Here is a 19853-nt window from a genome sequence, read left to right on the forward strand (position 1 = left end):
CGTGCTGCCGTGCGTGGACTGCGCATTTACCGTCAGGGCGCATCTGGTCGAGCTCGCCACTGGCACAGACCCCGCCGCTTCGACGCCACACTCCACCACCCACCCCGCGCATGACCTGTGGCCCAAGCCCCCGGTCGAAGCGAGCTGCTAGGCTTGGCCGCTCTTTCGTTGCGTCCAGTCGTTTCCGATGCCCAGATTGTTGCCGCTGTCCTTGTTATTGCTGGCTGTCACCGCGCACGCGCAGTCCGCCGCACCGCTCACCATCGAACAGGTAATGGCCGACCCGGACTGGATCGGGCCGTCGGTCGATCAGGCCTGGTGGCAGTGGGATGGCAAACAGGTGCAATACCTGCTCAAACGCGAGGGCAGCCCGGTGCGCGATACCTATCGCCAGGGCATTGATGGCGCGGCGGCAGAACGCGTGGCGGACAACGCCCGCGCCGGCCTGGATGCGGCCAACCCCAGCTATGATGCGACGCGCCAGCGCATGCTGTTCGCGCGCAATGGCGACATTTTTTTGCGTGATCTGCGCTCGGGCGCGCTGACCCAGCTGACCCGCAGCAACGAGGTCGAATCGCGTCCGCAATTTGCCAGCGATGGCGGTGCGATCTGGCGTGCGGGCAACAACTGGTATCACTGGCGCGCCGATGGCGGCACCGCGCAGGTGGCGGTGGTCAAGGCCGAACGCGATCCCGATGCCGCGCCCAAGGCCGATGTATTGCGCGAGCAGCAACTGGCCACGCTGGCCACGCTGCGCCGCGACCGCGAGCAGCGCGAGGCGCTGCGCACGCAGGAAGACACCTGGCGTCGCGCCGACGCCACGCGTGCCACGGCACCGGTGTATCTGGGCGATGAGGTGGAGATCGTCGACAGCGCGTTGTCGCCGGACGGCCGCCACCTGCTGGTGATGACCCAGGCCAAGAATGCCGACGAGGGCCAGGCCGGCAAGATGCCCAAGTACGTGACCGAATCCGGCTACGAAGAATTCCAGGAAACCCGCCCCCGCGTCGGCCGCAACATGCCAGCCGCACACACACTGTGGCTGGTCGACGTGATCGCAGGCAGCGCGCGCCAGCTGTCTTTCGACGCGCTGCCCGGCATTGCCACCGACCCGCTGGCCGCATTGCGCAAGGCCGCCAAGCGCGACCCGCTCAAGGGCAACCGCGCGGTGCGCGTGGAAAGCGATGGCGACGGCAACGGCCCGGCGGTGCATTGGAGCGACGATGGCCGCAACGTGGCAGTGGAAATCCGCGCGGTGGACAACAAGGACCGCTGGATCGCCAGCGTGGATCTGGATGCGGCCAAACTGCAGCCGCGTCATCGGCTGAGCGATAGCGCCTGGATCAACTGGGACTTCAACGATTTCGGCTGGCTGCCAGACAACCGCACGCTGTGGCTGCTCTCGGAAGAATCCGGCTATTCGCAGCTGTACACGGTGGAAGGCAACGGCAAGCCACGCCAGCGCACGCGCGGCAAGTGGGAAGTGTCGATGCCGGTGCCCAGCGCCGATGGCAGCGGCATGTATTTCCTGTGCAATCAGAAATGGCCGGGCGATTACGAGGTGTGCAAGCTCGATCTGCGCAACGATCAGCTCAGCGAAGTCACTGCATTGAACGGCGTGGAAGGCTTCAGCCTGTCGCCGAATGGGCAGCAGGTGCTGGTGCGCTACTCCGGCGCCTATCTGCCGCCGCAACTGGCGGTGGTGCCGGCAACCGGTGGCCAGGCCACGGTGCTGACCGATACGCGCACGCCGGCCTTCAAGGCGCAGCCGTGGATCGCACCGCAGTATGTGCAGATGCCGTCCAAACACGGCGCCGGTACGGTCTGGGGCAAATACTACGGCCCGCAAAATCCCGAGCCCGGCAAGCAGTATCCGATCGTGATGTTCGTGCACGGCGCCGGCTATCTGCAAAACGTGTCGCAGCGCTATACACCGTATTTCCGCGAGCAGATGTTCCACAACCTGCTGGTGCAGCAGGGCTACATCGTGCTGGACCTGGATTACCGCGCATCGGAAGGCTACGGCCGCGACTGGCGCACCGCGATCTACCGCAACATGGGGCATCCGGAGCTGGAGGATTATCTGGACGGTCTGGACTGGCTGGCGACGCAGAAGCAGGGGGACCGCTCGCGTGCAGGCATCTATGGCGGCTCGTACGGCGGTTTCATGACCTATATGGCGCTGTTCCGCAGCCCCGGCACCTTTAAGGCCGGTGCGGCGCTGCGTCCGGTGGGCGACTGGATGCAGTACAACCACGACTACACCTCCAACATCCTCAACACCCCCGAGCTCGATCCGCAGGCCTACAAGATCTCCTCGCCGATCAACTACGCAGACGGGCTGCAGGATCATCTACTGATCGCCCACGGCATGATCGACGACAACGTGTTCTTCAAGGACTCGGTCGACATGACCCAGAAACTGGTTGAGCTGCACAAGGACAACTGGCAGGTGGCGCCATATCCGCTGGAACGCCACGGCTTTACGCGTGCCGATTCGTGGCTGGACGAGTACAAGCGCATCCTCAAACTGTTCAATGAGCAGGTGAAGCCGTAAGGCATGCGATTGCAGCCGGGCGATGCGTGCTGCGTCGCCCGGACGATGACATCTCATGCAGCGGCAGCATCCGGATCTTGCGGCAAGCAGCAGGTAGCGCGCGTTGCACGCGTGGTGTCGCGTACGCATCGCCCGGCAACAACGTGCCTGGCACTCACCTCCACGTACGCAACTGGCTCTAAGCTTGACGCAGGATCGGCAGATCGCTGGCGCATCGCGCTCCCCTCTGCATCGGTCTGCCGCCCGACCGGAGCGCCGCCGGCACCGCAGCGGCTTTCCATTCATCGACCGGCGCGCAGAAGGTAATCGCGATGGGCCTGTGGGACCGATTGTTTGGACGCAAGACCCCGGCGGCAAAGACGCCACGAGCCGAACCGACAGTGGCGCCGGCCACCGCAGCCGACGACACGGAAACCGAAGCCGAGATCGACCCCGCATTGTTGCCAGCGCTGACGCTATTTCAGCGCGGCGATCAGGTGGGCGCCTACAACGCCGCCCAAGCGCAGCTGCACTTGGGCGCCGATGCGCAGCGGTTGTGTGCATTGGCATTGAGCGCGCTGGACCGCTATCGCGAGGCGTACCCGCACTGGCTGGCGCTGTACGAGCTGGAGCCCACCGCACACAACGCGCTGCAGTTGGCGACCACCTCGGTAATGTGCAACGAGATCGATCGTGGCGAGCAGTGGCTACTGACCTTCGACGATTTGAACGCGCAGGAGCGCTCCACCTCGCCGGCCACCGCACGCACCAGCTTCCTCACCGCGCTGACCCGCGCCGGTCACGGTGCGCACGCGTTGCCGCATCTGGAGTGGTTGCGCGAGGCATACGCAGGAATGTCGATCACCGACAGCCATTTCCTTTACGTGCGCGGGCTACCGTTTTTCGAAGCATTCCTTGAGCGCAGCACGCCGTTGTTGCGCGAGTGCCTGCCGGCCGATGCGCTGCCGGGTTGGTACGCGCAACTGCAGCCGTCGCTGGATCCTGATGGCCAGGCTGCGGTGGCCGCACATATCGCCTCGCTGCAATGAACGCACCGCTGCCACCGTCATCGCGGTCGCATGGCGGCTTTGTCACGCCGCTGGCATGGGTGTCGTTGCTGCTCGGGCTGGTCAGCGCGATGGGCAATCTGCTGCAGATCATGATGATCGCGATCATGCCGGACGCGACGTCGATGGGGTTGCCCGACGGCATGACACTGCCGGCGTCGTGGCAATGGCTGATCGATCATGCGCTGTCGTTGTCGGTTGCAGGTGCAGTGCTATCGGCCGCGTTTGCGTGGCTCAGCTGGGCGTTGCTGCAGCGACGCGAATGGGCGCGCGTCGGGTTTGTGGCGGTGTTGCTGGTGACAGGGCTACTCAATTTCGGCGGCTTGGCGCTGATCGGGCCGTTGTTCGAGGGTGTGCAGGCCATGCTGCCCGCCGATGTGCTGCATAGCCCGGAGTGGCCGCAGTTGCAGGCGCGCCTGCAGGCGACGCGCCAGCTCGCATTGCTGCTGACCGGCGCAGGGGTCCTGGCACTCGGCTGCATCCACGCAGTGCTGGCGTGGCGGCTGTGTACGCCGGCCGTGCGCGCTGAATTTGCTGCGTCGCGCTTGGCGTGATCGTTCGCTGATTTGCTGCGTGGACAGCTTCCACGGCGTGCCAGTCGCGTCGAGGGCGCGATGCCCTCACCGCTCGCGGGACACGCCGCAAGTACGTCCATGTAGGCTCGGTGGCGGCATCCATGCCGCCACACGGTCCCGCAATCGGTAAGGGCACCGCACCAGAAAGTTTGTAGGTTGCTCTGTTGAAAGCCCCCCTATTTCTCCCTATTTCTCGCCTTGTCTTGGGAAGCTGATCGGGCGCGCCGTTACCCAAACAACGCACGTCATGCACTGCTTGCACCATGCACACCGACCATCTCCACTGGTCCTTGCCCGCCCACCGTCGCGGGACCTTACGCGGCATGGATGCCGCGTAAGAGCCTACACGGACGTACTTGCGGCGTGTCCCGCGACGGTGGGCGGGCAAGGGCCCTGCAGCAAATCGGCAGATCAGCCGCTCTACAACTGATCTTTACAACTGATCTATCCCCGCTGCTCAACCACTCCAGGACAACCGAGATTTCGGATCGTAAAGACGTTGAGATGGAGTGTAAGAGCACAGGTCAGCAGCCTAGTTGGTCGGGCCCCCGTGCCCGTCCGCTAGCTGCCCAAGCGAAGCATTGCCTCGCCCTGCGACAAACGGGCGCGTTCGTCCCGATGCACGAACCAGGATGCACCGCTTAGAATCGGGGCATGAACGAATTCGACCGTGTACGCGATTATTTGACCGGCTTGCAGGACAGTATCTGCGCTGCCGTGGAAGCCATCGATGGCAGCGCGCGTTTTGCCGAAGACCTCTGGCAGCGCGAAGAAGGCGGTGGCGGGCGCACCCGCATCCTGCGCGATGGCGCAGTGTTCGAGCAGGCCGGCATAGGCTTTTCGGATGTGTCCGGCTCGCGCCTGCCGCCTTCGGCCAGTGCGCATCGGCCCGAGCTGGCCGGGGCGACCTGGCGCGCCTGCGGCGTCTCGCTGGTGTTCCATCCGCACAATCCGCACATCCCCACCACCCACGCCAACGTGCGCTACTTCCGCGCCGAGCGCGATGGCGACGTGGTGGCGGCCTGGTTCGGCGGCGGCTTCGATCTGACCCCGTTCTACCCGGTCGATGAAGACGTGCTGCATTGGCACCGCACCGCGCAGACGCTGTGCGCCCCATTTGGCGAAGAACGCTATGCCGCGCACAAGCGCTGGTGCGACGAATACTTCTTCCTGCGCCACCGCAACGAGACGCGTGGCGTGGGCGGGCTGTTCTTCGACGACCTGGATAAGGACTTCGAACGCGATTTCGCCTATCAGCGCGCGGTTGGCGACGGCTTTCTGGATGCCTACCTGCCGATCGTCGAGCGCCGCAAGGACACGCCGTACGGCGAGCGTGAGCGCGAGTTCCAGCTCTACCGTCGCGGCCGCTATGTGGAATTCAATCTGGTCTACGACCGCGGCACCCTGTTCGGCCTGCAGAGCGGCGGGCGCGCCGAGAGCATCCTGATGAGCTTGCCGCCGCGGGTGCGTTGGGAATACGGATTCACCCCGGAACCGGGCAGCGCCGAGGCGCGTCTGATGGACTATCTGGTGCCGCGCGATTGGCTAGGCTGAACAGGCTGATTAAACACGGCGTTGAATGAAACGCTGTGTTGATTGATTGATTTAATTAAGCTCGTTTAAATTTGTGATTGCCGCCGCAACTGAATCATTCGCCTTACGCAATGAGCCGGTTATGTTGCAGAGCAAAATTCAAGCCTGAAAATAAAAAGCCCCGCAGACCAGGGGGAGGTCGGCGGGGCCAGGGAACGGAAACTTGGGGAGTAGTTTCCGCTCCGAGATCTGCTCCAGGGGATGGGAGAGATCTGCCGACAGGCGTTGCGCCCGTCGAGGGATATAACAACATTTTCTACATTGATGGATCGTGAAGATAACTGTTAAAAATATGTAGAATTTAGCGGTTATTCATTCCATCGACGCAGGCCTAATCCGCATAATGTCTGGTCTGCGCATTCAGCATATCAGCGTTATCTGCCGGGTCAGTGCGCCTCATCCCAATTATCGCCGACGCCGGAGTCGACCACGAGCGGCACGCGCAATTCAGCAGCGGCCGACATGCGCGCGGTGACCTCGCCCAGCAGCGTGTCGACGAAGTCGGCATCGGCTTCGAACACCAGTTCATCGTGCACCTGCAGGATCATCAACGCACGCTCGGCGTGATCGGCAATCCAGCCGTCTACGCTGACCATGGCGCGCTTGATGATGTCGGCCGCGGTGCCCTGCATCGGTGCGTTGATGGCGGCGCGCTCGGCGCCGGCGCGCTGGCCCTGGCTGCCGGCGTTGATGAAGTCCAGGTATAGCCGGCGGCCGAACACCGTTTCCACGTAGCCCTTGTCGCGCGCCTGCTGGCGGGTGGTTTCCATGAAGTCGCGCACGCCCGGGTAGCGGCTGAAGTACAGCGCGATGTAGTCCTGCGCCTCGCCACGGCCGATACCGAGCTGGCGGGCCAGGCCGAACGCGCTCATGCCGTACATCAGGCCGAAGTTGATCGCCTTGGCGGCGCGGCGCTCATCATTGCTGACGGTATCGATGGTGCGGCCGAACACTTCGGCGGCGGTGGCGCGGTGGACGTCGGCGCCGGACTCGAACGCGCCGACCAGGCCGGGGTCGCCGGACAGGTGCGCCATGATGCGCAGCTCGATCTGCGAGTAGTCGCAGGCGATCAGCTTGCGCCCGGCCGGGGCGACGAAGGCGCGGCGGATGCGGCGGCCGTCTTCGGTGCGGATCGGGATGTTCTGCAGGTTGGGATCGGACGAAGACAGCCGCCCGGTGGCGGCGCCGGCCTGGTGGTAGCTGGTGTGCACGCGCCCGGACTGCGGGTGGATCATCTCCGGCAGCTTGTCGGTATAGGTGCTGCGCAGCTTGGTCAGCCCGCGGTACTCCAGGATTACCCGTGGCAGCTCGTGCTGGTCGGCGATGGCTTCCAGCGCCTCTTCGTTGGTCGAGGGCTGGCCCTTGGGCGTTTTGACCACGGCGGGCAGCTTGAGCTCGTCGAACAGCAGCGCCTGCAGCTGCTTGGGCGAATCCAGGTTGAAGGTGCGCCCGGCCAACTCGGTGGCTTTTTGCTGGGCGGCGAGCATGCGCTTGGACAGGTCGGCGCTCTGGCGGCGCAGTTCGGCCGCGTCCACGCACACGCCGTTGGCTTCGATGCGTGCCAGTACTTCCACCAGCGGCATCTCGATCTCGCGGTAGACGCGCTCCAGGCCCGGCTCGGCGGCCAGCTTGGGGCCGAGCACGTAGTGCAGGCGCAAGGTGATGTCGGCATCTTCGGCGGCGTAGCGGGTGGCGTCTTCCAGGCTGATCTGCGCGAACGGGATCTGCTTGGCGCCTTTGCCGCAAACGTCCTCGTACTTGACCGTGTCGTAGCCCAGGTAGCGCTTGGCCAGGCTGTCCATGTCGTGACGGGCGCTGCCGGAATTGAGCACGAAGCTCTCCAGCAAGGTGTCGTCGCTGTAGCCGGCCAGGGCGATGCCGTGGCGGCGCATCACGTGCAGGTCGTACTTGCCGTGCTGGCCGAGCTTGCGCACGGCGGGGTCGGTGAGCAGCGGTGCCAACTGCGCCAGCGCCTGAACGCGGTCGAGCTGGGCCGGGGCGCCGGGGAAGTTGTGGCCGAACGGCAGATACGCCGCCTGGCCGGGCTCGGCGGCCACGCTCAGGCCGATCAGGTCGGCCTGCAGCGGATCCAGGCTGTCGGTTTCGGTATCGAAGGCGAACTGGCCGGCCGCGCGCAGGCGGGTGATCCAGCTGTCGAGCTGTTCGTGGGTCAGGATGGTGTCGTACTGGCCGGGTGCCGACAGCGCCGGGTCCACTTCCACCGGGGCGCTGACCGGGCCGGACACGAAGCCGGTGCCGCGCGCGCGGCCGGGTTCGGTGCGGGCGCTGGCTGCGGCGGCGCCAAGCGGCATCGGCTCGGTCAGCAGGCCGGCCTGGGCAGCGGCGCCGCCGAGTTCGCGCAGCGCCTGGGTGAAGCCGTAACGTGCGTACAGCACCGCCAGCGTTTCGGCGTTGGGCTCGCGCAGGTCCAGCGCGCGCGGGCCGCTGGCCAGAGTCACGTCGGTCTTGATGGTGACCAGTTCGCGGTTGAGCGGCAGCCGCGGCAATGCGGCGCGCAGGTTCTCGCCGATCTTGCCCTTGATCTTGTCGGCGTTGGCGATCACGCCGTCGAGCGAGTCGTACTCGGCCAGCCATTTGGCGGCGGTCTTGGGGCCGCACTTGTCCACGCCGGGCACGTTGTCGACGGTGTCGCCCATCAGCGCCAGCAGGTCGACGATCTGGTCGGGGCGCACGCCGAACTTGGCGACCACCGCCTCGTCCGAATCCATGCGGCTGCCGCTCATGGTGTTGACCAGTTCGATGCCCGGGCGCACCAGCTGCGCGAAGTCCTTGTCGCCGGTGGAGATGGTGACGCTCAAGCCATCGGCGGCCGCCTGCAAGGCCAGCGTGCCGATGACATCGTCGGCTTCCACCCCATCGATGCGCAGGATGTCGATGCCCAGCGCATGCACGATGTCGCACATCGGCTGCACCTGTGCGCGCAGGTCGTCGGGCATCGACGGGCGATTGGCCTTGTAGTCGGCATACAAGTCATCACGGAAGGTCTTGCCGGGCGCATCCACCACGAACGCGACGTAGGCCGGGCGTTCCTTCAAGGTGGCGCGCAGCATGTTGACCACACCGAACAAGGCACCGGTGGGCTCGCCCTGGGCATTGGTCAGCGGCGGAAGCGCGTGGAACGCGCGATACAGGTAACTGGACCCGTCGATCAGGACTAATTTGCTCATCGGCCAATTCTACCGCTGCACGCTCACCCCACGCCGCCCAGCGCATACTGAGCAACGACCTAGAACGGATGACGACGATGATGAGAGCAAGTCTTTTGCTGCTGCCGTTACTGCTGCTCGGCGGCTGCGCCACCAGCGGCGCCAGCGGCAACGTGCCGGCCGGTGCGGATGTCACCAGCAAGACCATGGGCAACGGCGACAAGGTCGACGAGTACCGGGTCAACGGCCAGCTGGAAATGGTGCGGGTGACGCCCGCGCGCGGTGCGCCCTACTTCCTGTACGACCGCGATCACGACGGCCATACGGATGCGGAAAAGGACAAGGTCAACAAGGTGTATTGGAAGTTGTATAGCTGGTGATTCGGGATTCGGGATTCGGGATTCGTAGAGCGTAAGCGCAGCGGCTCTTTGGCCGCTGGTGCCGGTGATGCCAACTTGTATCAGCGTTGCGCGACCGCGGTGGTGGTCTCTGCGCTTGAGATGGCCGGCATTGCCTTGGCCGCTGCGGCCAGCGCCAGGGTCTGGCGTGCGGCGAGCAGCGGCTCTTCGGCATCGCCGTAGATACCGGTCAACATCTGCAGCGCCTGCTGCGCGTGGTCGCGCGCAGCGGCGGTCTGGCCAAGCCTGCGCTCGGCTTCGGACATGCCGCGCAGGATCTCGGCGGTCTGTGGATGCGCACGGCCCAACACGCGCAAGGACGAGGCCAGGCAAGCGCGCTGTTCGACCAATGATGCCTGCACCTGCCCGGCATCCAGCAACCAGAAGGCATGGTTGCTGCGGTAGGTGATCGTGGCCCGCGCATCGTCGCCGAAGGCGGCGCGTGCGCGCTCCATCGCAGCGCGGTAATGCGGGCCGGCTTCGGCCAGCTTGCCTTGCTGACGCAAGGTGTCGGCGAGATTGCCTTCCACCATCAAGGTATCGGCGGCGTTGTCGCCGTACAGCTTGCGGGTAATGCGCAGCAGCGGTGCGAGTTCGGCCTCGGCAGCGGCAAAATCGCGCTGCATCAGCAAAAATACCGCCAGGCTGTTGCGCATCGACAGCACCAGCGGATGCTCTGGCCCACGCACGCCAATGCGCTCGCGCAGCAGGCTGCGCTGCAAGGCGATGGCCGGTGCAAGCTGCCCATTCTCGGCCAGCATGCCGGCGTAGCTGTTGCCGGCATCGATGCGGCGTTCTGCGGTGGTGGCCCCGTTGGCCAATGCGGCGACGTAGGCATGCCGGCTTTCCGCCAGCGCCTCCAGCATGCGGCCTTGATCGCGCAGCGCCCATGCCAGCCGGGCACGCATGTCGTTACCCAGGCTCTGCTGCTTCGCATTGCCGCGCGCGGCCTGCGCCATGCCGGCGCGCAGCACGCGCTCGGCCTCGCGTGATTGACCCGCACCACTGAGCGCCTGGCCCAGCATGGAGGCCGCTTCCAGCGCAGGCGCGCTGCCGGCACCCGTGCTCTGCTGCGCCAGCGCCTGCGCGGTGCGCAGATGCGCAACCGCCTGCAGATAGTCCGACAAGGCGATCAGCGTGCGGCCCAGCGTCAGTTCCACCTCGGTGCGTGCATCCGGTTGATCGGCCAGCTCGCGCGCGGCGCGCTGCGAGGCCTGCTGCAACACGCGCAGCATCAACGTCTTATCCAGATCCTGCGCGATGCCAGGGTCCACGCTGGACAACACCGAGCTCATGAAATCGCCGGTGACCTGCGCGCGTTGCGCATCGCGCGCAGCTTGCTGCAGCGACCACAACGTGGCGCCCAGACCACCCATCAGCGCGATCGACACAAGCCCGGCGGCCAGCACGCCACTGCGATGGCGTTGGGCGAACTTGCGCAACCGCAACCACCGGCCCGCCTGCAACGCGCGCGGCGGGTAGCCGTCGAGCCAACGATGCAGCTCGTCCAGCAAGGCCGATACCGACGCATAGCGTGCAACGGGCTCGGGGGCCAACGCGCGCAACACGATCGCATCCAGGCCATCGCGCAATTGCCGCTGCAGTCGGGCGTGGGTGGTTGCGCGTGCGGCGCAGATCCGCGCACGCGCATCGGCCGGCACTGCCGCCACGCGCTGCGAGGGGGGCTGCGGCAGCCCATTCTGCCCAGCCACCGGTGCCAGCCCGCAGCTCAACTCATAGAACATTGCGCCCAATGCATATATGTCGCTGCGCGCGTCCACGTCCAACGCACCGCGCGCCTGTTCCGGACTCATGTAGCCGGGCGTGCCGCGGCCATGCGCGGAGGTCATGCCCGGGTTGGCCGCATCGATGGCGATGCCGAAGTCGATCACGCCCGGCATCGGCCGCCCGTCTATCTCGCTGACCAAGACGTTGCTGGGTTTGAGGTCGCGATGGATCACGCCTTTCTGATGTGCGTGCTGCACCGCCTCGCTCACCCGCAGCATCAGCAGCACGCGCGCATGCAGCGAGAGCAGATGCGCATCGCACCACCAGGTGATCGGCTCGCCGCGCAGGTATTCCATCACCAGATACGGGCGGCCGTGCGCATCGGTGCCCACATCGTGAATCTGCGCGATCGCCGGGTGCACCATTTGCGCCAGCAAGCGGCATTCGAACTCGAACAACGCGCGGCCCTGCACATCCAGCGCGTCGGCGGCCACCAGCTTGATCGCCACCTCGCGCTCGTAAGCGCCGTCGGCGCGATGGCCCAGATACACCTGGCCCATGCCGCCGGCGCCGATCAGGCGGTCGATCGCCCATGCACCAAAGCGCGTGCCGGCCGGCAGTTCCGGCAATGGCGCGCGCAAGGCGGCCACGGCCTGTTTCAACGGCGCACGCACGCGCAGCGTGGCCTGCGATTCCACCGCCAGCATCGCCAGCAACGCATCGCGCAGCACCACATCGTCACCGGCCTGCGCACGCGCGAATGCCTCGCGCGCCTCCACCGGCAGTAAGCAGGACTGATGAAATAGCGCCTCCAGGCGTTGCCAGGAAGTGGCCACGACACTCACAGCTGCGCCGCCAGCCACACCCGCGCAAAGCGCAAATCGCGCTCCAGCGTGGGCACCGACACCTCCAGTTGCTCGGCCGCCTCGGCCACACTGAAACCCACCAGCTCGGTCAGCGCGAACGCCTTGGCCTTGCGCTCGTCCACGCGCGCCAGCTTGTCGAAGGCATCGGCCACCATCAGCAAGGCCTCCGGTCGCGGCGCGCCATCGGACAGACTGATGGTCAACGTCACCGCCTGCCCACCCCGCTTGGCGCTGGCCTGCTGCCGCGCCAGATCCACCAACAGATGGCGCATCTGCAGTGCGGCAACCGAATAGAAGTGCGCACGCGAGCGAAATCCCTGCTGCCCCTGCTCCAGCCGCATCCATGCCTCATGCACCAGCTCGGTGGCCTGCAGCCCGCCGCGCGCATTGCGCCGCAGTACCCGCAACGCCGTCTCGCGCAGCACCATGTACACCTGCCGCGCCAATGCATCGCCCGCGCCGGGCTCCTCGCGCTGCCAGGCCTGCAACAACTCGGTGATCGGCAGCTCGGACATCGGGCCCATCTCGCCTGCGTGGGAGCGCAGTATCCCGCATTGGCGGACGGGTAGGCATTTCAAAACAAAACGGTTTAGCTCGCTTGCGCCGGGCCTGGCAAACGCGCCTCGGGCCACCCAGGTCAGGCAGCCATCAAGGTGCGGGCTGCCAGGTCGGCCCCTGACATATGAAGGCCACGCAGCCCTCCACCTTCAAGGAGCCATCGGCGCCACGCTTGATCTTGGCGTTGTAGGTCTTGCCGGATTCGGGGTTGTAGATCTTGCCTTTCCACAGATCTCCTGCATCCACCAGCTCGCTGAGGATCACCGTGCCTTCCATGGGGTTGTGGCGCTTGGCCGGATCCGGATTGAACGCATCAGTCTTCCGGCTACCGGGCTTGGCCCGCAGCACCTTGACGATGGTGCCGCATAGCGACGTGCCGCAGGGCTGGATGTCGACCAGTGCCTGCTGGTTATCGGTAAACCATTTTCCGGTGATCGGTTCGGCGGCGAATGCAGGCGTGCTCTGCACGACAAGGCCGAAAACGACACAACATACTGCAGAGATGCATTTCATTGGATTTCCCCAAGCTTCGATAAGAGCAATGACGCGCGAACGTGCTTCCGCTGATGCAACGTCGCTGACACAACCGCAGCAGCGTTAGAATCAGGCGAGTCAAATCGTATCGATGCAGTCTTGGGAGATGATTAGATCACTTGCCAGCAAGCACGCATGGCCGCATCCATGGAAACTTTTGACCTGATCTCAGGCTTGCACCGATTGCGCTTACCTTGCTGATGTCGAATAGCTTGGTGAGCGAAGTAACAAGCGAACCTCGCCCACGGCTATCGCCCAGAAAAAATTTCAATCGCATTGCATCATCACAAGAGCAAATCGCTAGCTGGGCCTCCTGCAAACGCTGGCTCACTTCTCCCACTGCCTCGCCCTAAAGTACAAGGATCGTCATGCCTGTCATTCATCGTCGTGAGCTATTGATTGGCGGGCTGACGTTGCCACTGTGGTCACTGCCGATCGCTGCTCACGCAAAAACATCAAGCCCGCCTGCATCGTTCGAAACATTGCTGCGCCCAACCGTGCACACCGGTCAGGAGCAGTGGGCATTGCAAGCACGCATGCAACATCACCGCGTGCCAGGCGCGGCAGTTGCGATCCTGCGCGGGGGGCGGATCCACAGCATCAAAGGCTTCGGATCGACAACGGCGGAAACTCGCTCACCGATCGGCGAAGACACCTTGTTCTCGGTCGGCTCGGTCAGCAAGGTCGTGACGGCCGCGCTGTGCGTGAAGCTTGCCGCGCTTGGCATTGTGGATCTGGATAAAGACGTCGGCACCTGGCTACGCCGTTGGCAGATACCGCAAGGGCCGGACGGCGATACCAGCAAGATTTCCCTGCGCATGCTGCTGTCGCATACCGCAGGTTTCAACGTGCACGGCTTTAAGGACTTCGACCCAGGCGCTGCATTGCCCACGCTGGTACAGACGCTCACCGGCACATCGCCCGCAGTCAACAAGCCTTTGCAGCGGATCGATATTGCCGGCACCCGCGCGCGTTACTCCGGTGGCGGTTACATGATCGCGCAGGCGGTAATCGAAGACGCTATGGGCAAACCGTTGAATGCGATTGCCACCGAGCACCTTCTTGGCCCATTGGGCATGCGCAGGAGCCGGTTCGATGCACACCTTGCCGCAGGCACGCGCGATGTGGCGCACGCACACGACGACTTGGGCGCTCCTGTCGCACTGCCGCGGGGATGGCAAAGTTTCCCGGAACTAGCGGCCTCCGGCTTCTGGACCTCAGCCAAGGAGTTGAGCCGCCTGGTCATCGCGTTGGGTAGCTCCTACCGCAGCAGTGACGGATTTCTGCCGCAAGCACTGGCCATCGACATGATGACCGAGGTGGCCCCCGGCATCCACGGACTCGGGCCACGCCTCGCCGGGCAAGGGCAATCGCGCATCTTTCATCACGCCGGAGCCAACGACAGCTACAAGGCCTATCTCGAAGGAAATCTCGAGAGCGGCGACGGGCTGATCGTGCTGACCAACGGTGAAAACGGCGACCTGCTCCATAACGAGATTCGCAACGCGGTCTCCGATGCGCAGCATTGGCCTGGCGATTGGTCGGTGCAAGTCAGCACCGTCGATTTCACAGCCCTCCTGAAGGACTACACCGGCCGCTATGTGCGGCGGCCCAATCAGGAACCGCTACTCACCGGCGTGCTGGATATGAGCTTTCTCGGCGAGGAGGTTGTGATCTCGCAAAACAGCGAGGGACTGGTGCTGGAAGGTAAAAGCAGACCTCGCTCGCTGAAGCCGCTCAACAGCCATCGCTTTGTTGCCGATGCATCGATTCCTGCGGGAACGCCGCAGTTTCAGTTTGATCGGGGCAGCGATCGTCGTGTGGTGACGCTGAGAGTGATGGCTGGGGATGGAGTGATGGTTTTTGCGCCCGAGTGAAGCAAGCTTGGAAAGCAGCATAAAATTTCTACCATGGCGCCGATGGCTGGTAACAGAGCACGGGCATGATGCCCGAAACACGCCGTCGCGATTTAATGCTCCCTATAGTGGCAAATAAGATTGGCTGATTCGCAGGAAGTCTCGGTCATGAGTGTCACCAGAGTATGCACACCAATTGATTCGGCGTCTGGACTCATGCCGCTTGCCAACGTCTTCCAAGCTCGAGTCAGGATCAGGAATTAGATAGACGCACTATCCGACACAACGTCTTGGGGCCCCGTCGGGATCGAGACGCGTTGAAAAACCGGCCGCAATCGATTCGTTGCGGCCGGTCTTTGCCTGACATCCTGCAATCAGCTGCCTTTGATAAAGGCAATCGCCGGATCACTCGAGTTGTACCTCACGTAATGGTCGCCATTGCGATACGTGTTGACCTGATAGCTGTCGCCTGTCTTGTCGTAGAAATAGTAGTCGTAGTGCTCGGTGTTGCTGAAATACAGGATATATGCCCAGGTCCCGCCGTAGGCTCCGAGATTATAGCGAGAAATCGCAGCAATCGATTTGACCTCTGCGGTGGTATCGGTCCAATTGTTTCCGGTCAGCGGCCAAGCGACAGCAATGCCGAAATCTCTCTTCGCTTCTTCGCCTGCAGCATCGGCTTGCTCCGTCTCCTGGCTGCTGCCGTGAAACCCGATTTGGTAGGGAATTCCTTTGTCGCTGACGGCGTCGGTCCATTCGATACCGGATTCATCATGCGGATGTGGCGATGCGTTGCTCATTCGTTATCTCCTGATGGCAAACCAAGACACTGCGTTCCGGCTGGAACACTGCTACAACCTGAAAGTGATGACGATGTCGCTGCCGGCGTGTCCCGATTCCGGGTCAACGCCAGACTGGCAAACAACGCAGAGCGAGGTGGATGTGGACGAAACGATTGGAACCTAGCGTGCGGGCTGTCCACGCAGCTGCGCTCCGGCAGCTCCACGCTGCACCTACGCGAAAATCCGATATTTACCCTATGTCCAGCGGCTGGCGACCCAGTCACGCGTCTGTTTCCACGCATCTGTCTGCAGGTAAGCCTGGGTTTCGCTGGCCAGATCAGCGACATGCTTCCAGTCATCCAGTGCGTAAGGACGTTTCAGTTCGACATTGGCGCGCTTGTAGTTGCCGGCCAGCACCTGCTCGGCCTGGATGCTTGCAAGTTCGGCCGTTGCATCCATGGTCAGATTCAGTAGCGGCATGGCCGGCACCGAGCCGCTTGCCCAGGGATATAGCCAGGATTTTGCGCCCCAGTCGAGCGGGTTGCCGATCGCGGTGGATGGAATTCCTTGCGGGCTGCTGCCGGTTCCAAGCGAGAGCAGCTGGATATCGCCGACGCTGTTCACCAGGCCACTTGCAATGGCCTCGGCCACGGCGGTCATGGCCGGATTGTTGGCGAACACGCCGCCGTCGGCGAAGAAGCCATAATCGTCGTTCACTCCGGCAATCCGATAAGGCGGAAAGTAGGTTGGCGCGGCAGACGTGGCCAATGCGGCATCGACCATGCTGATCTGCCTGTACGCATTGTTGACGCCGTTGGAGAACGTGGCAGGCATCCAGTTCCCACTGGTCGCGTCCCACAGGCGCGCGGCGTTGACGACGACGAGCCGCTTCGCGTCTGCAAGCAGCGTTGCACCTAACAATCCGCTTGCGATCTGGATCAATCCATCGTTCTTGTACTGGCTGCTGAAGAAACCCGGCCCGCTGCCCAGCGTCGCGTCCACCCCTTGCTGTTGCGACTCGGCCTGTTGATCGAGAAGCCACCCGTTGGGTTCGAAAATGCTTGCGCCTTTGGTCATGTACATCTCGATAATCGTGTTGATCGAGACGTTTTGCACCAATGCCAGAGCAAGCAGGCCACCGGTGGAAGTGCCGGCAAAGCAATTTGCATGGCTGAGGATGTTGCTGTGCTGGTCCAGGTCCTGGATGAGGATCGCGGTGATCAGTCCTCGAATTCCGCCGCCATCGCAGCTGATGATATTGAACGACATTGAAGTCTCCTGGAGAGCGCGCATTGTCTTGAAACGTGTGTACGAAGGCGTCAAGAGCAAGCGATCTGACTGTCCCGCTAGCGCGGGATACCGACAGCTGTCAGGACGATTCCACGTGTGCGTGAGAGTGTGGCGACGACGCTTCTGTTTCCCGTTGCGTCACCCTAGAAGCACCTTCGTCGATCACCCGACAAATCGTCTCACCGCATTGATCATGTGATCTGCCATCGCCTTTCTGCGTGCCTTCGGTCGTGCTGAGCTCGGTATTCACTTGGCGGCCAGCATCGCGCTGCAGAACCCAGTCTTTTCGAATCAGCGAATCGGCGCGACCTCATGCAGTGCAGCGCTAGCCAGCACTGTTCCCAAGCCTGATCTCGATGCGATGCCGTTGCTAGTGGTTTTGCATTGGTCGCTGCCCAAAGCGCAGGCAGGGTCCATGCGGCGTCGCGGTGCATTGAGGAATGGGCCAGCCGGTTGGTCTGGATCGCCGTCGATCGCATCGATGCGTGACGCAGCACGGAGTTCATAAAAGACCGTGATGGGTTGGCGCCGCTTTTCTCGGTTGATCAGATAACAGGCCCCGGGGAGTGGGCCGCAGGCAGCACCCGCATGAGCAACACCGGCTATTACGGCGCCATCGTCCCGCAGGCATCGGCATCGGTGGTGGCGCACGCGCCGCTGATGATCGATCTGCTGGCCTACATCGAGCAGCATATCGGCGAGGCCGAGCTCGGTACCGAGTCCTTGCAACAGGCGTTCGCGCTATCGCGCGCCTCGTTGTACCGGCTGTTCCAGTCGCGTGGCGGCGTGGCCCGCTACATCCGCGAGCAGCGCCTGTGCACCGCGCACCGCTATTTGCAGGCCTACCCGGAGTGCAGCCTGACCTGGTTGCTGTATGAGATGGGCTTCGCCTCGGAACGGCAGTTTCAACGCTGTTTTCAGCAGCGTTTCGGCATGCAGCCGATGCAATGGCGCCGCCACTGTCGGTCTGCGCCGGCAACGCATTCGCCGCGCCGCGGCCACTACATGCCGCTATGGCGCTTCATGCGCGAGCTGAGCCAGGATGCGCAACGCGATCACGCGCCGGTGCGCCCTGGCACGCTGCCGGTCCAGCCCGCCCCGCTGATGCATACCGAAGCGCTACGGCGTCTTGCACAGCCGGCGAGCCGCTTTGCGGGTCAGCCTGAAACAATGGAAAACTGATCCGTAATCCGCGTAGGAGCGTGCTTGCGCGCGATGGGGCGTTACCGGTAACGCCTCTCGCGCTCAGGCGCGCTCCTACAACGGAACATGCGGGCTGACACCTGAGATGCACTGCGCGTGTTCTTGTGCAGCAAAACATCCGCCAGTCAGCGAATCACCAACACCGGAATCGAACTGTTGGTAAGCACTTCCACCGTCTGGCTGCCGAGCAGCATGCGGCGCACGCCGCGGCGTCCGTGCGAGGTCATGATGATCAGATCGCTGTTGCAGTCCTTGGCGGTCTGCACGATGCCTTCGGCGGCGAACCGATCCAGCACGTGATGCGAGGTGGCCTTGATATTGGCCGCAGCCGCCAGTTCCAGTGCCGGGCGCAGAATCTTCTCGGCAGCGGCCTCGCGCTCGGTGCGATATTCCGGGCTTGCCTCGTAGCCCACGCTCCAGCCCATCGCGTCGTACATGCCCATCGCCCATGGCTCTGACACGGTGACGATATCGACCTTGCCGCCAGTCGCCTTGGCCAGTTCGAGGCCCTGGAACAAACCACGATGCGACAGCTCGGATGCATCGATGGCGATCAGGATACGTTTGTACATGGTGATCTCCGAAGTGACTGGCAGCATCGCCGGTGATGGCAGCCTGACAGGGTCCAGCGACGCAGACATTGATGTGGATCAATCCAGCTGCGGCGGTTGCACTGGTGCTCAAGCAGGGTTGTAGAGCTCGCCCGACTCATTTCTGCGCATCCTGCCATGTGTTGCTCTGCGTTCGATTCGATCGCAGGGTGTCACGGATGATGCTGTGAATGCATCGGGCAGCGCACAACGGCACGCTCGTAGTGACGGTTACATGTCCAATTTACGACCGCAATACGTAGATGCAACGCGCTCGTCTGCTGTCGGATGCGTTGCACGTGTACGCATGACATGAAAACTTTCGCTGGCCGCTAGTATTGCCCAGCTCGGCAGCCTCTAGCAGGACTGGCTGAAATTTACGAATGCTCCAGTGTGATCATCATAGAAAATGTACAGCTGCGCAGTGTCGTGACGGAGGCTGCCAATGTCGATCTGCCCTACAAACACCAACGGCCGTCCTTCAACGATAGGCCAATCAGGGCCTTGCAGCCACTTCGGCGCCGATTTCAAGAAACGAAAATCCTGCGCGATCTTGTCTTTTAAAATCCTCACCAGTTCCTTTCCCTTGCTATCGCCCTGACCTTCGATAGCAAGGGAAAAGTACCAGGATGGAAGATCAAGCCATTTGGGCTGAGCTTTCAGTGTCAACTCGAGTAATTCGCCATATTTTTCACTACAGACATGCGCAACCTCGTGTTTCTTCAAGAAGCTGCAAAGTAGTTTTTGAACATTGTAGACAGAGCCGATCCGGCTGTAGTCCTGACTGATCAGATGCGTGTAGAGATCAGCTTCCTGGATGTAGGCAGGAAGTTGAACTTCATTCTTTAGAAGACGTTCGAAGGATGCATCTGACTGAATCTTCCGTTCAAATTCCTCTGCAGACATCGAGGCTTCCACAAAAGCTTTTATCGTCGCTTCCACCATCATCGCTTCGCTCCGTCCTGTGGAAATTCGCGCATCGCCACTGCCAGCCACGACGTACCCTCATCCGGCGCTGCGCGCCACCTTCTCCCGATGGGAGAAGGGAAAACCTCGTTGTCCAATCAACAGCGGCCACCACAGTGCGTCTCCCCGTAGTAGAAGAAACGC

At 63.1% G+C, this 19853-nt stretch carries 15 protein-coding genes; 7 read left to right on the plus strand and 8 right to left on the minus strand.

All coding sequences use genetic code 11. The features are described 5' to 3' along the window. Window positions 1-196: 196 nt before the first annotated feature. From AC1PLU_RS21525 to hemF, 4 genes are all read left to right on the plus strand, one after another. The gene (locus AC1PLU_RS21525; RefSeq protein ID WP_481108567.1) at window positions 197-2557 is read left to right on the plus strand and encodes a S9 family peptidase; all 2361 of its coding nucleotides are present in this window, start codon (window positions 197-199) and stop codon (window positions 2555-2557) included. A gap of 311 nt (window positions 2558-2868) precedes the next feature. Then, window positions 2869-3585, plus strand: coding sequence for a hypothetical protein (locus AC1PLU_RS21530; protein ID WP_115039250.1), 717 nt, complete (start codon window positions 2869-2871; stop codon window positions 3583-3585). After that, complete coding sequence (locus AC1PLU_RS21535; RefSeq protein WP_481107188.1) at window positions 3582-4157, plus strand: hypothetical protein; 576 nt, start codon at window positions 3582-3584, stop codon at window positions 4155-4157. Before AC1PLU_RS21530 ends, AC1PLU_RS21535 begins: the two co-directional genes overlap by 4 nt. Before the next feature lie 675 nt (window positions 4158-4832). Continuing rightward, window positions 4833-5732: an oxygen-dependent coproporphyrinogen oxidase gene (gene hemF, locus AC1PLU_RS21540; protein ID WP_481107189.1), complete on the plus strand. Its 900-nt coding sequence runs from the start codon at window positions 4833-4835 to the stop codon at window positions 5730-5732. A gap of 425 nt (window positions 5733-6157) precedes the next feature. Here hemF and polA read toward each other — a convergent pair whose 3' ends face one another. Further along, the gene (polA, locus tag AC1PLU_RS21545) at window positions 6158-8959 is read right to left on the minus strand and encodes a DNA polymerase I (protein ID WP_481107190.1); all 2802 of its coding nucleotides are present in this window, start codon (window positions 8957-8959) and stop codon (window positions 6158-6160) included. Between the two features lie 77 nt (window positions 8960-9036). Between polA and AC1PLU_RS21550 the strand changes: the two genes are divergently transcribed. Next, window positions 9037-9318: a DUF2782 domain-containing protein gene (locus tag AC1PLU_RS21550; protein WP_095575361.1), complete on the plus strand. Its 282-nt coding sequence runs from the start codon at window positions 9037-9039 to the stop codon at window positions 9316-9318. An 80-nt stretch (window positions 9319-9398) separates the two neighbouring features. On the opposite strand, the gene AC1PLU_RS21555 is transcribed toward AC1PLU_RS21550, so the two are convergent. The 3 genes from AC1PLU_RS21555 to AC1PLU_RS21565 form a co-directional block, all read right to left on the minus strand. Next, the gene (locus tag AC1PLU_RS21555; protein WP_481107191.1) at window positions 9399-11927 is read right to left on the minus strand and encodes a serine/threonine-protein kinase; all 2529 of its coding nucleotides are present in this window, start codon (window positions 11925-11927) and stop codon (window positions 9399-9401) included. Further along, complete coding sequence (gene ecfK, locus AC1PLU_RS21560; protein ID WP_043910805.1) at window positions 11906-12445, minus strand: ECF-type sigma factor EcfK; 540 nt, start codon at window positions 12443-12445, stop codon at window positions 11906-11908. The genes AC1PLU_RS21555 and ecfK overlap by 22 nt, the downstream gene beginning before the upstream one ends. 133 nt (window positions 12446-12578) lie before the next feature. Continuing rightward, the gene (locus AC1PLU_RS21565; protein ID WP_232372870.1) at window positions 12579-12956 is read right to left on the minus strand and encodes a DUF2147 domain-containing protein; all 378 of its coding nucleotides are present in this window, start codon (window positions 12954-12956) and stop codon (window positions 12579-12581) included. A gap of 434 nt (window positions 12957-13390) precedes the next feature. On the opposite strand from AC1PLU_RS21565, the gene AC1PLU_RS21570 reads away from it, so the two are divergent. Continuing rightward, window positions 13391-14899 (plus strand): serine hydrolase domain-containing protein, encoded by a 1509-nt coding sequence (locus tag AC1PLU_RS21570; RefSeq protein WP_481107192.1) that lies wholly within the window; start codon window positions 13391-13393, stop codon window positions 14897-14899. Window positions 14900-15252: 353 nt separating this feature from the next. On the opposite strand, the gene AC1PLU_RS21575 is transcribed toward AC1PLU_RS21570, so the two are convergent. Further along, on the minus strand, window positions 15253-15678 hold the full coding sequence (locus AC1PLU_RS21575; RefSeq protein WP_481094148.1) for a hypothetical protein: 426 nt from the start codon (window positions 15676-15678) through the stop codon (window positions 15253-15255). A 237-nt stretch (window positions 15679-15915) separates the two neighbouring features. Further along, window positions 15916-16983, minus strand: coding sequence for a patatin-like phospholipase family protein (locus AC1PLU_RS21580; protein ID WP_481107193.1), 1068 nt, complete (start codon window positions 16981-16983; stop codon window positions 15916-15918). Between the two features lie 489 nt (window positions 16984-17472). Here AC1PLU_RS21580 and tagK point away from each other — a divergent pair, with 489 nt between their 5' ends. After that, window positions 17473-18132 (plus strand): transcriptional regulator TagK, encoded by a 660-nt coding sequence (gene tagK, locus AC1PLU_RS21585; RefSeq protein WP_481094146.1) that lies wholly within the window; start codon window positions 17473-17475, stop codon window positions 18130-18132. A 146-nt stretch (window positions 18133-18278) separates the two neighbouring features. Here the strand turns inward: tagK and AC1PLU_RS21590 are convergent, their stop codons facing one another. After that, window positions 18279-18725, minus strand: coding sequence for a universal stress protein (locus tag AC1PLU_RS21590; protein ID WP_006452697.1), 447 nt, complete (start codon window positions 18723-18725; stop codon window positions 18279-18281). Window positions 18726-19100: 375 nt separating this feature from the next. Further along, the gene (locus tag AC1PLU_RS21595; protein WP_481094145.1) at window positions 19101-19739 is read right to left on the minus strand and encodes a hypothetical protein; all 639 of its coding nucleotides are present in this window, start codon (window positions 19737-19739) and stop codon (window positions 19101-19103) included. Window positions 19740-19853 lie beyond the last annotated feature (114 nt).

It is taken from the genome of Xanthomonas sp. NCPPB 2933, from assembly GCF_056725225.1.

Coding starts and splice junctions, on each gene's coding strand:
- AC1PLU_RS21570 (WP_481107192.1), top strand. CDS start 13,391: ATGCCTGTCATTCATCGTCGTGAGCTATTGATTGGCGGGCTGACGTTG.
- polA (WP_481107190.1), bottom strand. CDS start 8,959: ATGAGCAAATTAGTCCTGATCGACGGGTCCAGTTACCTGTATCGCGCG.
- AC1PLU_RS21530 (WP_115039250.1), top strand. CDS start 2,869: ATGGGCCTGTGGGACCGATTGTTTGGACGCAAGACCCCGGCGGCAAAG.
- AC1PLU_RS21590 (WP_006452697.1), bottom strand. CDS start 18,725: ATGTACAAACGTATCCTGATCGCCATCGATGCATCCGAGCTGTCGCAT.
- AC1PLU_RS21575 (WP_481094148.1), bottom strand. CDS start 15,678: ATGAGCAACGCATCGCCACATCCGCATGATGAATCCGGTATCGAATGG.
- ecfK (WP_043910805.1), bottom strand. CDS start 12,445: ATGTCCGAGCTGCCGATCACCGAGTTGTTGCAGGCCTGGCAGCGCGAG.
- AC1PLU_RS21535 (WP_481107188.1), top strand. CDS start 3,582: ATGAACGCACCGCTGCCACCGTCATCGCGGTCGCATGGCGGCTTTGTC.
- hemF (WP_481107189.1), top strand. CDS start 4,833: ATGAACGAATTCGACCGTGTACGCGATTATTTGACCGGCTTGCAGGAC.
- AC1PLU_RS21550 (WP_095575361.1), top strand. CDS start 9,037: ATGATGAGAGCAAGTCTTTTGCTGCTGCCGTTACTGCTGCTCGGCGGC.